General features: G+C 59.1%; 14 protein-coding genes. 11 read left to right on the top strand and 3 right to left on the bottom strand.

All coding sequences use genetic code 11. The features are described 5' to 3' along the window. The first annotated feature begins 127 nt into the window (after positions 1-127). The 11 genes from ACZ500_RS14290 (at position 128) to uvrA (ending at position 12518) form a co-directional block, all read left to right on the top strand. Positions 128-1810 carry a PEP-utilizing enzyme gene (locus tag ACZ500_RS14290; RefSeq protein WP_464228015.1) on the top strand — a complete coding sequence of 561 codons (1683 nt, stop codon included), beginning with the start codon at positions 128-130 and terminating at the stop codon, positions 1808-1810. Between the two features lie 174 nt (positions 1811-1984). Beyond that, entirely contained in the window at positions 1985-3013 is a 1029-nt protein-coding gene (locus tag ACZ500_RS14285; RefSeq protein ID WP_464228014.1) for a PEP/pyruvate-binding domain-containing protein, read from the top strand. A 60-nt stretch (positions 3014-3073) separates the two neighbouring features. Continuing rightward, positions 3074-3733: a hypothetical protein gene (locus tag ACZ500_RS14280; RefSeq protein ID WP_464228013.1), complete on the top strand. Its 660-nt coding sequence runs from the start codon at positions 3074-3076 to the stop codon at positions 3731-3733. 165 nt (positions 3734-3898) lie between these two features. After that, a complete protein-coding gene (locus ACZ500_RS14275) occupies positions 3899-4810 on the top strand; it encodes a damage-control phosphatase ARMT1 family protein (protein ID WP_464228012.1) in 912 nt (303 codons plus the stop codon). 113 nt (positions 4811-4923) lie between these two features. Next, complete coding sequence (locus tag ACZ500_RS14270) at positions 4924-5772, top strand: hypothetical protein (protein ID WP_464228011.1); 849 nt, start codon at positions 4924-4926, stop codon at positions 5770-5772. An 11-nt stretch (positions 5773-5783) separates the two neighbouring features. Next, the gene (locus ACZ500_RS14265; RefSeq protein ID WP_464228010.1) at positions 5784-6044 is read left to right on the top strand and encodes a hypothetical protein; all 261 of its coding nucleotides are present in this window, start codon (positions 5784-5786) and stop codon (positions 6042-6044) included. A gap of 142 nt (positions 6045-6186) precedes the next feature. After that, positions 6187-6990 carry an ARMT1-like domain-containing protein gene (locus ACZ500_RS14260; RefSeq protein ID WP_464228009.1) on the top strand — a complete coding sequence of 268 codons (804 nt, stop codon included), beginning with the start codon at positions 6187-6189 and terminating at the stop codon, positions 6988-6990. A gap of 450 nt (positions 6991-7440) precedes the next feature. Continuing rightward, complete coding sequence (locus tag ACZ500_RS14255) at positions 7441-7665, top strand: hypothetical protein (RefSeq protein ID WP_464228008.1); 225 nt, start codon at positions 7441-7443, stop codon at positions 7663-7665. Between the two features lie 402 nt (positions 7666-8067). Next, the gene (gene thiS / locus ACZ500_RS14250) at positions 8068-8274 is read left to right on the top strand and encodes a sulfur carrier protein ThiS (protein WP_464228007.1); all 207 of its coding nucleotides are present in this window, start codon (positions 8068-8070) and stop codon (positions 8272-8274) included. Positions 8275-8625: 351 nt separating this feature from the next. Beyond that, positions 8626-9663, top strand: coding sequence for a 4-hydroxythreonine-4-phosphate dehydrogenase PdxA (gene pdxA, locus ACZ500_RS14245; RefSeq protein WP_464228006.1), 1038 nt, complete (start codon positions 8626-8628; stop codon positions 9661-9663). Continuing rightward, entirely contained in the window at positions 9660-12518 is a 2859-nt protein-coding gene (gene uvrA, locus ACZ500_RS14240) for an excinuclease ABC subunit UvrA (RefSeq protein WP_464228005.1), read from the top strand. Before pdxA ends, uvrA begins: the two co-directional genes overlap by 4 nt. On the opposite strand, the gene ACZ500_RS14235 is transcribed toward uvrA, so the two are convergent. From ACZ500_RS14235 to atpB, 3 genes are all read right to left on the bottom strand, one after another. After that, on the bottom strand, positions 12472-13116 hold the full coding sequence (locus ACZ500_RS14235) for a redox-sensing transcriptional repressor Rex (protein WP_464228004.1): 645 nt from the start codon (positions 13114-13116) through the stop codon (positions 12472-12474). The two genes, uvrA and ACZ500_RS14235, sit on opposite strands and share 47 nt — an antisense overlap. A gap of 194 nt (positions 13117-13310) precedes the next feature. Then, positions 13311-13676, bottom strand: coding sequence for an ATP synthase F0 subunit C (gene atpE / locus ACZ500_RS14230; RefSeq protein ID WP_028321054.1), 366 nt, complete (start codon positions 13674-13676; stop codon positions 13311-13313). Between the two features lie 69 nt (positions 13677-13745). Then, positions 13746-14432: a F0F1 ATP synthase subunit A gene (gene atpB / locus ACZ500_RS14225; RefSeq protein ID WP_464228003.1), complete on the bottom strand. Its 687-nt coding sequence runs from the start codon at positions 14430-14432 to the stop codon at positions 13746-13748. Between the last annotated feature and the right edge of the window lie 2 nt (positions 14433-14434).

Below are 14434 nucleotides of genomic sequence, written 5' to 3'. Positions count from 1 at the left end.
GGACCTTTCTTCGATGGAGATCTTCAGGAAGCATGGGCGCTGGCGATTGTCAAAAGATCGGATGGTGTAGAGCTGTTGGGTAAGACCGGTTTTTACTTCCACAACCATGCTTTAAAGGGGGAGAAACATGAAAGTCTACGATGTGGTTCCAGGTTTGGAATTCGATCCGGAAAGAGATTTTGAGCTGTCGCCTGCCTGGTTCTTGGACGGCACGCACTCGGTGCCGCCATGGACGCCCATGTTTGGGTGGTTCTGGGTGAGTTTCTGCCGTCACGGCATGCAGTGGGGTGCGGAAAAGCTCAGCCTGCCGACGGTCAAGGGGTGGGACTGGCGTTTCATGAACGGCGGCGGTTATCTGACCCTGCTGCTGGTCAAGAGCGAGGAGGAAAAGCAGCGCAGGGAAAAGAGATTCCGGGAGGCAATTCTGCCCTTTATCAAGGATTACGACGGGTTGTGGAAGGGCTTCGTCGAAGAGATCCTGGGGCGGTACGAGGCCTTGAAGCAGCTGGATCTAGACACCGCTACAAATATCGATCTTCTGGCCAATTTCGAGGAGACGATCAACACCTGCCGGCGGATGTGGGAGATCCACATGTACATGATGTACGGGACATACACGGCTTACATCCTCTTCGAGAACATGTGCCGGGAACTGGCGGGGATCGATGACACCACCCCCATGTTCCATCAGCTCGTGTCGGGTTTCGACAACAAGGTGTTTCAGGTGGACAAGCGCTTGTGGGAGTTTTCGAAGCGCGCCCGTGAGGATGAACTCGAAAGCGCATTCCTCGAAGGCGAGGTGGACAGCATCAAGGCCAGACTGGAGAGGACCGATAAAGGCCGTGATTTCATGAAGGATTTCGGTGGATTCATGAACGAGGACGGCTGGCGCATGCAGCGTATGAGCGAGATCAATCTGCCGACCTGGGTGGAAGACCCGACCCCGGCCCTGGTGAACGTCAAGCAGTTCCTGCAGAAGGGAGGCGAGTTCAACCTCGAGGCGGAGCGGGCGAAGATCACCGAGGCACGGCTGGAGGCCGAGAAGCGTGTCCTTGAAAAGGTGCCGCGTGAGCAGCGGGCCTGGTTTGAGCCGCTGATGCGTCTGGCCCAGAAGAGCGGGGTCTTCAGCGAGGAGCATGACCATTATCTCGACCTTTACACCCACGCCATGATCCGGCGGATTGTTCTCGGTATGGGCAGACGGTGGGCGCTCGAAGGGGCGATCGACGATCCCGAAGACATGTTCTACCTGCAGCCGGACGAGGTGCGGCGGGCGGGGATCAACCCGGATCAGTTCAATATGCGCTACATCGTCGAGCGCAGAAGGGCGGAGTGGGAAGAGTGGTGCAAGAACCCGAACCCGCCGGCGCTCCTGAAGGAAGGCTTCGATCTCGACCAGGCCATGGCGGTCCTCGTCAAAAGCAACGACCCCATCGCCAGCAAGGTCGTGGTAGGTTCGATGCCGCAGGTGCGCCCGGAGCTGAAGGCGGATCTCTATGGCACCTGCGGTTCTCCGGGGGTGGCCGAAGGCCCCGCGCGGGTGATTATGAACGAGGATGAGCTGAGCCTGATCAAGGAAGGGGACATCTTGGTCGCAGCCAGCACATCGCCCAGCTGGACCCCCATCTTCAGCATGATCAAAGGGGTTATCGTCGATCGCGGCGCCAGCCTGTCGCATGCGGCCATCGTCGGCCGTGAGTACGGCATCCCCGTGGTGATGAACGTGTTCGAGGGCACCACCAAGATCCGCTCCGGTCAGAAGGTGAAGGTGGATGCCAATATGGGGACCGTTTATATCCTGGACAAGTGATCGATGGCAGGTGGGACGACTGGTTTTTTTCACCTGACCTGTGGGGGTGAAGAAAGGCGTGATGGGCGTGCCCATCCTACAGGTGTTGGTTTCGAACCAAAGGCAAAGGGATGTCCCGCAGGACCGCAAATGGTCATTGCGGGATATCCCACAGCCTCAGGGGAGGGATTCAAAATGGCTCAAAAATGGATTTACAGGCTCGACGAACTCCGCAGTGAGCACAATGATCTGGTTGGGAAGAAATGTGCCAATCTGGGGGAGATGGTGCATATGGGCATGCGCGTTCCACCTGGATTCGCCATCTCCGTGGAAGGCTATGAACGGTTCATGAGCGAGACCGGCGCCGGCGAGGAGATTCGGAAGTATGTCGAAGAGGCGGGCGAAAGCCTGCGCAGGGTGGAAAAGCAGGTCGAGGCCGGTCGGGCGATCCGCGGCCTCATCGAATCGAAGGATATGCCCGAGGCGATGAAACAGGAACTCCACGGCTTCTACGATACGCTGTGTGAGACGGTCGGCCAGCCCGATGTGGCGGTCGCGACGCGGTCGAGCGGCGCGGTGAGTATGCCCGGGCAGATGGAGACCTATCTGAACGTAAGGGGGAAGCGGGATGTGGTTCGGAAGGTGATTCGGGTTTGGAGCAGCGCGTTTACGACGCGGGCCATCGCCTTCCGGCTCGAAAAGAAGATGGAGATGAGCAAGGCCCCCATCGGGGTGGCGGTTCTCAAGATGGTCAATGCCCGATGCGCCGGGGTCACCCTGACGGTCCAACCCACCACGGGTGATTTGAGCAAGGTGGTCGTCGAGGGGAATTGGGGACTTGGCGAGAGTGTCGTATCCGGCGAGATTACCCCGGATAGCTTCCTGATCGACAAGGAGACCAAAGAGGTTGTTTCATCCACCATCGGCCAGAAGCTGCGCATGGTGGTTTACCGGAAGGACGGGATCGGTATGGTCAGCGTCCCGAAGGAGATGCAGAGCAAGCCCTGCCTAGATGAAAAGGAACTCCAGGAGATCGTGCGGATCGCCCTCAAGGTGGAATCCTACTTCAACATGCCCCAGGATATGGAATGGGTCATCGACGAGGATATGTCATTTCCTGAAAACCTGTTCTGGGTGCAGGCGCGCCCGGCCAAGTACTCGAAGAAGAAGGAGGACGACTCGGAATACCTGGCCGAGCTGATGACACGGATTTTCAAGATGTGATTGTCACAACGACCCCTTCTTCAACAGGAATCTGTTGTTCCTGATTCAAGGAGAACGCTCATGGCCATATTGTTCAGCCAGTACTGGGATGTCAACCCAGGCGAATACGACGATTACTCGCGGTTTATCTCGGAGGAGTTCAACCCGGTGCTCGAAAAGCTGGGGGTAGAACTGGTGGGCGGTTTTTACGCGGCTGTCGGTGCAGGACCGAGGATCGTGGCGGTAGCTGCCGTGCGGAACGACATGGGCCTGCTCGCCGCCCTCTCGTCCAGGGAATACCGGCTGATCTCCACGAAGCTGATGCAGTATGTTTACAATTATGGAAGCCGCGTGTGGATTCCCACAGGTATGTTCAGGCATCAGGCCTACAGCATCCAGACCGGCGCCTGGAAGTTCAATCAGTACTATGATATCGTCCCCGGCAAAGAGAAAGAACACAACCGGTTCGTGGTGGAAGAGGCCATCCCGGCAATGAAGGAGATGGGCGTGCCCGTTACCCACGGCTGGCGCCTTTCCGTCGGGACAGGCCCCCGGATCCTGGCGGAATGCACCGCACGCGGCCTGGCGGACATCGCCAAGGCGATCGACACGGCCGAGTACCGCAAGCTTTCCCGGACCTTGAAAAAGGATTACACGACGAATTTCAGCAGCCGCATCCTCGCGCCTACCGGCCGATTGGAAGTACCCTACCTGATCAAGGGGATGATGAAGGGGTTCTGAGGTCCGGGAGGGGTATTGGAATGCAAGGGGCCCAAGCGGGGGCCCTTCCCGACTTCCGCCCGGATCAAACATTGATAGCATGCCCCTTCAATCCATACAATCAATTTGGTATTTTTCCGTTTCTTCCACCATTCAGCCCTTGCGCATCACAAAGGAACATACACCATGCTGATTCAGCCCGACTGCATCCCCTGCATTTTGAAAATGGCTGTCTACGTCATGCGGGCCCTGCAATTTGACAAGGATGAAAGCAGGGCGTTGTATCGCCGCATCGCAGCGATGCCCTCCTTACAGGGAAACCAATGGAACTTTACAAGCCCCGAAATCATCGAGCAGGTAATGCTCATCATCCTGCAGGCGCGCGGGGAGAACGACCCGTTTCGTGAGATCAAACGTCGGCAGAACCAGATGATCCTGGATCTTGCACCTTACATCGAAACCCTCGTCCGCGAAGACCCTGACCCGCTTCTGACGGCGGTCAAACTCGCCATACTGGGCAACAATATCGATTTCATGGTCGGAGAGAACCCCCCGGACATCAAACGCCTCATCCAGGAAAAGATCCAGGCACCCATTTCGCCGGAGCTGTTCAACCGCTTCAACGAGCGACTGGCGAAGGCGAAGCGGATGGTCTTTTTCGCCGACAATGCCGGAGAGATCGTCTTTGACAAGCTCCTCATCCGCATTCTCAAAGAGCGGTTCGAAGCGTCCATCACCGTTGTGGTCAGACAGCGTCCCACCCTGAACGACACCACCCTCGAGGAGGCGCAGGCCGTGGGCATCGATGCGATAGTCCCCGTCATTGCGAACGGCATGGACGGCCCCTTTCCCGGTACGCGGTTGGAGCGGTGTTCACCGGAGGTAAATACCCTCGTCGAGGAGGCCGATCTGATTGTTTCGAAAGGCGGGGGGAACTATGACTCCCTCAGCGAAGAAAGAGAGGCCGTAACCCGCAAGATCGCCTACCTCCTGGTATCGAAATGCTATCCTTACCACGAAAAATTCGGCGTTCCGCTGTTTCAACCCGTTCTCGAGGTGTTCACCGGAAAGAAACATCCATCTTCAAACAACTTCTAGCCTAAGCTCGATTTCCGATCCCGAGAAGGAGACGCTTCGTCACCGGCTGAACCGGCACGAGCCCACCCTGCCGGAAAAGGCGGTTTCCGGACGGAAACGCAGGAGGAACCCTGATGGAAGCGGGTACAACAATCAAGGATAAGGCCTTGTCGTATGGCGTCAAGGCGGTCGGCATCGCCTCGGTGGAAGCGATCAACCGGTATGCCCCTCCGGGGCACCGCCCCGATGATCTTCTGAAAGAAGCCAAAAGCGTCGTGCTGATCGGGGGTGGCCAACCCACAGCCGGCGCCTGGCGTTCCGGGACCAACAGGGTCCTCGGGAGCATCGGGTACAACCGCAGCGAAACGGGCGGTGCAGCGCGCAAGCTCGCCTCTTTCATCGAAGAGCGATTCGGCTTTTACACCATACCGATCCCAACCGGAGAGCGAAACGGCCATTACCCCTACCTGAGCCTGAAGCTCTGCGCCGAAATGGCCGGCCTCGGCACACGCAGCATGGCGGCCGGCATCATCCTCAACCCCGTCTTTGGTCTGCTCTATTTCAATGGGGTCATCACCACGATGCCCCTCCCGGCCGACGGCCCCCTGGAAAAGCCCGTCTGTCCCCACCCGTCCTGTGTCCGCTTGTGGGAAAAAAAACAGACGACGCCCTGCCTGTCCGCCTGCCCGGATTGCCTCTCCGGCGAGTTGAAGGACGGCGCCATCCGCTGGATGGAGTACCGCCAGGAGGGCTGCTACCCGCGGGCGCAGACGGCCGCGCGGGATGTCTTCCAGAAGCTCCTTCTCGAAGCCGTCAATGAAGAGGACAAAGACCGGCGCAAGGCCATCCTTTTTGGCAGTCACTTTACGAGGGCGGTGCGGGGAATCGCCTATTCGACCGAGCTTTCAGCCCAGTGCTTCAACTGCCTGAAACGGTGCCCCGTCATCCCGAGAAAACTTCAGCCTCATACCCCGCCGCAATAGGAGGTGCCGGCATGCCACGACCCGTTTCCCCGGAATTGTATCAGCGCTATGGTCAACAGGTCTGGGAGTGGACCAACCGCGTGCAGCGGTTTGTCCCCGGCGAGCGGAACCGCGGCCTGACCGACCAGGAAATCGCCGCCCGGCTTGGCCTTACCGTCCACGAGGTCATCGAGATCCGCGCCATCGCCGAACATGACCGGATCCCTCTGGAGGCCTATCTGGAGGCAGAGGATATCAAGGAGAGCCGTTTCAAGCGGAGGCCAAAGAAATAGCCCTCAAAAAGACGGGTGGGCCGCAAAAGGCAGCCGGAAGGCCCTGCGGACCCCCCCCGGAAAAGGATCGAATTTCATGAAGCCCTTTGCCGACTGCGCCTTATGTACCCTTGAATGGATATATGGGAGAACGGCCTCTTCCGTGGACGAACCCGAAAAGCTCACCTTGATCCAGACCCTCCTGGACGCATTTCATCAAACGTTCGATGCCGGGGAGAACCTCGGGTTTACAGCCAGAGAGACTCTCGACGCCCTGACGCCCCAAGTGGTCGCCGCCGCCCGCATCTATGATGCCGTCAAGAAAGAGAGCAATGAGGCCGTCAAGGCCTTGCTCCCCGCCGCAAGACGGTTCATCGACGAAGGGGCGACCCCGAAAAAGCGCTTCGAGCGGGCATGCTGCCTCGCGGCAACGGGCAATGTCTCGCCGCTTGCCGCCCCGAGCGGCGGGCTGAAATTCTCGGATGCCGAAAGCCTGATGGCCGGGCGAGCCGAATCCCCCGTGCTCATGGGCGACGTCTACGAAGCGGCCTGCGATAAACGACGGATCCTCTATCTTTTCGACAATGCGGGGGAGATCGGTTTCGACTCCCTGCTGATCGAGCAGTTCCACGCCATGGGCGCCGCCGTTACGCTCGTCCTCAAGGAAGCGCCGTTTTTCGAAGATGCCACCTGCGCGGATGCCCGGTATTTCGGCCTCGAAGATTTGAGCGAGCGTATGCTCAGCGTGAAGACCCTCCTGATCCCCGGCAGAAGCACACCCGAACTCGAACGTGCCCTCAGTGAGTGTGATCTGATCGTCGCCAAGGGCACCTTCAACATCGAGGCCACCTACGAAGAAAACCTGGGGAAGCCCGTCATCTATATGCTGAAAATCAAATGCGGACCTTTGTCCAAGAAACTCGGCGTCGCAGAGGGCCGCTTCGTGGTTGCACTGGCAGAGCCATGACCCGGCGATAAAGCGCTGCATACGGCACCGAAGACGTTCACCTGTGCGTACTCGGCGTGGTTTTCGGCATGCCTATCCGGTTGGCACCCAAAACAAACTCTTCCCAGCAACCGTGGAAGCAGGCTGGTGTTCAATGGCAGGAAGAAGAATTTTTGCCCGCGTACGGCAAGAGATTTGCTTTTATTTAAGGGTTCTTTTGCCATTTCCTATGGCAGAGCGAGGCTGATCCGGTCTGCCTTCCGGCTTTAGCATGGGCCAAAACTTGGAAAGAGCATGCTTTGGGAGTTAACCGGATAGGCACGGTTTTCGGCTTCGCGCCATGCCGCGATCCGCGACGAAGGGCATCCGATCCAAGAGAAAAACCTCTTAGACCTTCAGAAGGGAGGGAGGCTCTGGATAAAGCATTCCCGAATGGATGCCAGGTAATTTGATGATTTAGATCGTCCGGAAATGGTCTTTTTTGCCAATCTCGGCGTCAATCTGCACGTTTGCTTGTGCGGCGACCACCAGGTCGCCTCCGCGCAAACGCTTGATTTCCTTGATATTGGCAAAACAGGGACCTGCCGCGTAGCGGTGGGACTGAGGGGCGAAGCGGTGGAGGAAAATCCTCATTTCCGGATTGGAAACTGGGTTGTACCGGGAAATCATTTCCGGATGGAGACTATTTTAGGATAGGCGGAAGGTTTGACAGCTGCTTTGTTTGTGGAGATCACATCCGGGCCGGCCGGAAAGCAGACCTCCGCAGATGGCGATCAGGTGCTTGAAATTATATAGTCATCATGTAATATAAACCACGAAGAAGCTGAAAATCGTCGGACAATCTTTTCTTCTATCCGCAGCGCTCCGGGAAATGATGGTTGCTTCCGAGAGAAGATGGTCTTGAGCGGACCGGATCCAGGATGCCTGCAGAGGCAAAGGCCAAGGGGCTTCAAACGAAGGCGGATCCCGGTCGGCCCGGGATTTGCGCGACCGGATCATCACAGCGGCGCCGGTCGTCTCGCAAGTGCACGGATCCGGGTGGCTCGGCCGCGGTCCGTGGAGGCCGCCGATGTCCCGAATCTCAATGGAGAAAGGTTCATGGCGTTGAATATCACTGTGGATGGGGTGGCCAAGACATTACCCGGTGCGCTCACGATCCGCGAGTTGATCGAACAGTGCAATAAAAGGGACCCCCATCTGATCGTCGAGCGCAACGGGGGGTTCGTATATCCCCAGGACTATGAGAATATCAGGGTTCAAGACGGCGACCGGATCGAACTCATTATCCCTGATTTCGGCGGGTGAATCTTTTTGCGACGGTGTGCTTGAAAGCGGTTCCTTGCAAAATCCGTGCGGAGCCGGTAAGCTTTCGATCCATGAAGCATCCGGCCCGAGTGGCGCCGGAAGGGTCGACAGGTTGGATAACGGACCGTACGGCGCGAGCTTGCCGTCCGATGGTGCGCGTCGGGGATGGCCCGCAGGCGCTTTGGATAAAGAATCGTCAATGCAACCGTTATATTGAAGGCGGTGAACCCCGATATCCTCTGCTCTCACCGATGCGATCGGGGAGCTTCGAGGCGGACGCGAACGATCGCATTTCAGCCTGATGCAGGGACGGTTTTCGACCACAGCGATGCCGTCTTGACGGAAGCGCGTATGCAAATGGCAAAGACGCCTTTTTTACCTTTGATCGGCATCACGATGGGTGATCCGGCCGGCGTGGGGCCTGAGATCATCGCCAAGGCGCTCGCGGATCCCGCCGTCTATCAGATATGTCGGCCGCTGATCCTGGGGGATGTCGGGGTGATGCGGGAAGCCATCCCGGCCGGGATGGCGATCAGGCCCGTAGACGGGCCGGCCGCCGTGGAGGCAGTCGCCGGGCGGATCGATCTGCTGCCGCTCTCGGAACTCCCGCCGTCCTCGAGGCTCCCGGGGAAGCCTACTTTAGAGGGTGGACGAGGCATGGTGGGCTACATCCTCGAAGCGGTCGAACTCGCACAGCGGGGCGAGATCCAGGCCATGGTGACGGCTCCCATCAACAAGGCCCTGATGCATGGGGCGGGCTTCCCCTACGAAGGCCACACCCAGCTGATCGCCGAGCGGACAGGCACGCGGGACTATGTCATGATGCTGGCCGGCGAGCGGCTGCGGGTTACCTTCGTAACGATCCACTGCGCCTTGAGGGATGTGCCCGGTCTTCTGGACACCTCCGCCGTTCATCGCACCATCGCGATAACGCATCGGGCCTTGAAGCGGGATTTCGGGATCGAGGAACCCCGGATCGCCGTGGCGGCTTTGAACCCGCATGCCGGCGAGGAGGGGCTTTTCGGTGACGAAGAGACACGGGTGATCGCTCCCGCCGTCCGTATGGCCCGGGCGGAGGGGATGAAGGTCGCCGGCCCGCTGCCGGCCGATACGCTCTTTTTTTACGCCGCCTCCGGCCGCTACGACGTCGTGGTCTGCATGTATCACGATCAGGGGCTGATCCCTTTGAAACTCCTCCATTTTGCCGACGGCGTGAATGTGACGCTCGGTCTGCCGATTGTCCGGACATCCGTGGACCATGGCACGGCCTATGACATCGCGGGGAAAGGCCGGGCGGATCCTTCCAGCCTGAAGGCCGCGTTGCGCATGGCCGCATCCATGGCCCGCCACCGGGCTGCCGCGGGCGAGTCGGCCGCGATCGACCCATGAGCCACCATTCCATCAAGATCAGGGGGGCCCGGCAGCACAACCTCAAGAACATCTCCCTGGACATCCCGAGAGACCAGCTGGTCGTGATCACGGGTCTTTCGGGATCGGGAAAGTCTTCCCTCGCCTTCGACACCATCTTCGCCGAAGGGCAGCGCCGCTACGTGGAGTCCCTCTCGGCCTATGCGCGCCAGTTCCTCGAGCAGATGGACAAGCCGGACGTGGACGCCATCGAAGGTCTTTCGCCCGCCATCTCCATCGAGCAGCGCTCTTCGAGCCGGAACCCCCGTTCGACGGTCGGGACCGTCACCGAGATCTACGATTATCTGAGACTCCTCTACGCCCGCGTCGGGGTGCCGTTTTGCCCAACCTGCGATGTCCCCATTCATTCGGAGACCGCCGAGCAGATCATCGATCAGGTCATGGCCCTTGGGGGCGGGGCGCGGGTCCAGATCATGGCCCCGCTTGCCGCAGGGCCCAAAGGCGCATACCGGCAGGTCTTTCAGCGGCTTCGAAAAGAGGGGTTCACGCGCGTGCAGGTCGATGGCAGGATCCGGATGCTCGATGAAGAAATCGAACTGGGCAAGGCCGCCGAGCATGAAATTCTGGTGGTGGTTGACCGTCTGGTCCTCCGGGAGGGCATTCGGCAGCGCTTGACCGACTCCATGGAGCTGACCCTTTCCATGGGAGAGGGCAAGGCGGTCGTTGCAGTCCTGGAAGGGGAGGTGCTTTCATTCAGTCAGACAGCGGCTTGCCCACGGTGCGGTTACCGTGTCCCTGAACTCTCGCCGCAGGTGTTCTCTTTCAACAACCCCCAGGGGGCCTGTGAGGTCTGCAACGGTCTGGGTACGCGGCGGCATTTCGACCCGGCGCTGATCGTGCCGGACCCCGCCGTTTCGCTGCGTGAGGGGGCCATCGCCGCGTGGGCCGGCCGGGATTCCGTTTATTTTCAGCAGATGCTCGATTCCCTTTGCGCCCATTACCGGGTCAGCGTCCATACACCCTTCGGCGAGCTGCCGTCTGAGATACAGGAGGCCTTTTTCTATGGTTCCGGGGATGAAGAGATCGCCTTCTTTTTTGAACGGGAAGGCCGGAGGCATGATTACACGCGGCCGTTCGAGGGGGTGATCCCGAACCTCGAGCGGCGCTACCAGGAAACCGGCTCCTACCAGGCCAGGGAGGAGATCGAAAAATTCATGAGTGTGCGGCCTTGCCACGCCTGCCGCGGCGGGCGCCTCAAACCCCCGATCCTGGCGGTGCGGCTGGGTGGAAAGGGCATTCACGAGGTGACGGCGCTTTCCATTTCAGCGGCCGAAGGGTTCTTTGCAGGGCTTGAACTGGGGGAGAGGGAAGCAGCCATCGCCTCCCGGCTCATCAGGGAGATTCAGGCGCGGTTGGCCTTCCTGAAAAGCGTCGGGCTCGGCTATCTGACCCTCGACCGCTCCTCGGGGACGCTTTCAGGCGGTGAAGACCAGCGGATCCGACTGGCTACGCAGATCGGCTCGGGGCTTGCCGGCGTCCTGTACGTGCTGGACGAACCCAGCATCGGTCTTCATCAGCGGGACAATCTGCGGCTGCTCGAGAACCTGAAGCGTCTGCGCGATCTCGGGAACAGCGTGCTGGTGGTCGAGCACGATGCGGAGACCATCCTGGCGGCTGATCATGTGGTGGACATGGGTCCCGGGGCCGGAAGCAACGGCGGCGAGGTGATCTTTGAAGGGCCGCCTTCGGTGCTTCTCGAGGATGGCCGTTCTGTGACGGGGGCCTATCTTTCCGGCCGCAGGTCGATCCCCGTCCCGGCTGTGCGCCGCAAAGGGACGGGCCGGAGCATCGTGCTCGAAGAGGCGCGCGAAAACAACCTCAAGGGCATTACCGTCCGGATTCCCCTCGGGACTTTTACATGCATCACGGGGGTCTCGGGGTCCGGGAAGAGCAGCCTCCTGAACGGGATTTTATTTCCGGCGCTTGCCCGGGACCTTTACCGAGCCAAGGGCCGGGTGGGGGCAGTCAAGGCCGTGATCGGGACCCGCCATATCGACAAAGTCATCGACATCGATCAGAGTCCTATCGGCAGGACCCCCCGCTCGAATCCGGCGACCTATACCGGTGTTTTTACCGACATCCGGGATCTCTTCGCCCAGCTGCCGGAAGCGCGGGTGCGGGGGTACAAACCGGGGCGCTTCAGCTTCAACGTCCGGGGCGGCCGTTGTGAAACCTGCCAGGGCGACGGCATCATCAAGATCGAAATGCACTTCCTTCCGGATGTATACGTGACCTGCGAGGCCTGCAAAGGCCTCCGTTACAATCGGGACACGCTGGAGATCCGTTACAAGGGGTTGAACATCGCCGAGGTCCTCGACATGACCGTCAACCAGGCCTACGGTTTCTTCGAGAACATCCCGGCGATCAAGAAGACCGTCCAGACCCTGCTGGATGTGGGACTCGGGTATATCAAGCTCGGGCAGGCCGCAACGACGCTTTCCGGCGGCGAGGCCCAGCGGATCAAGCTTTCGCGCGAATTGAGCAGGCGCAGCACCGGCCGGACGCTCTACATCCTGGATGAACCGACGACCGGGCTGCATTTCGAGGACATCCAGAAACTGCTGGAGGTCCTCAATTACCTGGTGGGTCAAAAGAACACGGTGGTGGTGATCGAGCACAACCTCGATGTGATCAAGACCGCGGATTACATCATCGATCTCGGTCCGGAGGGCGGCGAAGAAGGGGGAGGGTACCTGGTCGCTTCCGGTACGCCGGAGGAATTGTCCACAGTGCCCCAATCCCATACCGGAAGGTTTCTGGCGAAGGTGCTCAACGCTTGTTCTTGCTCAGATAGTAGGCCAGATTCTCCAGCTTGACCGTGATGTCCACGTTTTCGATCAGGCAGCATTCGGGGATTCTGAGCCTTACCGGTGTAAAGTTCAGCAAAGCTTTGACCCCGGCCTTCATGAGGATGTCCGCCGACCGCTTGGCTTCCTCGGGGCGGGTGGTGATCAGGCCGATCTCGATTTGGAACTCTCGGACGAGCTTCTTGATGCTCCGCATCGGTTCGACCACAAGTCCGCAGGGAAGGACCTGTCCGATCCTCCGCTGGTCGGAATCGAAGGCCGCAACGAAGTGATAGCCGCGCCGGCGAAAATTCTCGTTTTCGACGAGGGCGGCGCCAAGATAACTCATCCCCACAATGCAGAGCTTCCAGGTCCGGTCGGTGGCAAGGATCTTCTTGATGGCTTTCAGAAGGTCTCTGACATCGTAGCCGACCCCGCGTATGCCGAACTCGCCGAAGTAGGCGAGGTCCTTACGGACCTGCGCCGAATTGACGCCGCACAGCGCGGCCAGCTTTTCGGAGGATATCACCGCCGAAGCGCTGTCACAAAGCGTCTCGAGGGGGCGCGAGTACAGAGCGAGCCGCTCGATGGTCGGTTGCGGGATTTTAGACTCTTTGATCATCGGCATCCGAAAACGTCTTGGGGGGCAGCCTGAGAAAAGAGCCCTGAAGGGTTGTCGGGCAGTCGACCTCTGGCAGTCCTCTCAATGACTGCAATGATGGCCATGGATGAGCGAGGTCAACGGTGATTTTGTGAAATATTGCACATGTCTCCGAAAAAAAAGAGGGCCTTCAGCAGGCCCTCCTTCTTTCAAGAGGACCCTTACGCGCCTATAGACTTCAGCATGACTTCGATATCGGGAATCTTGAAGACAAGGATGAAGCAGATGACCAGCGCGTAGATACACAGCGACTCGATCAGGGCGAGACCGATGATCATGGTGGTCATGATCTTGCCGCCCGCTTCCGGGTTCCGAGCCGTTCCCTGGAGTGCACCGTTGATGGCGTTACCCATCCCGATGCCGGTTCCCAGGGCGGCGACGCCGATGCCGAAGCCGCAAGCGACGGCAATCCCGAAGAATACCCAGAACGCTGCCGCCTGAGCCTGGCCGTCAGCGGCCATGGCCATCGATGTCATACCCAGAACCATAAGAGCTGTGAGAACCCCAACGACTGTTTTTTTGGACATACGAACCAACCCTCCTTTCCACTGATGATGTTGTAACGCGGCCTTCTTCCCAAAAAGCCTTCCAATACGCTAGTGGGCGTGCTCCATGGCGCCCACGAAATACATGATGGACAGAAGCATGAAGACCAGGGCCTGGATGAAACTGACGAGGATGCCGAGAAACAGGATCGGCAGGGGCGCCAGGTAGAGCCCAGCCAGACCGAACAGGATCCCGAGGACCATCTCTTTGCCGAAGATGTTTCCAAAGAGCCGGACGCTCAGGGACATGATCCGGGCGAAGTGACCGATGATCTCGATCGGCAGCATCAGCGGGGTGAGCCACCACACCGACCCGGTGAAATGCTTGATATATTTGACGCCGTGAAAGCGGATACCGATGACATGTGTGAACACGAAGGTGCACAGGGCCAGGGCCAGCGTCGTGTTGAGGTTCGCCGTCGGTGAGAAAAAGCCGGGGACGAGCCCGATCAGGTTCGAGATGAAGATGAAGAGGAAGATGGTGGCGATGTACGGGAAAAAGAAACGCCCTTCGGGGCCGCTGATTTCCACCATGAAGCTTTCCAGCCCGTCAATGACGACCTCGAAAAAATTCTGCCCCTTTTTGGGCAGCAGCTGAACCCCTCTGGCAAAGAGCAGGGCGCTCAGGATGAGCAGCAGCATGACGAGCCACATATGGGTAACGTGCGTATATGCCGCCGCATGGTGAAACCCGAGGGATTCAAGCAATGAATCGATGAAGAAGATTGGATGCTCCATGA

It is taken from the genome of Desulfatiglans parachlorophenolica, assembly GCF_055394735.1.
Note: the sequence above shows the minus strand (reverse complement) of the source record. Positions and strands in the feature narration are given on the sequence as shown.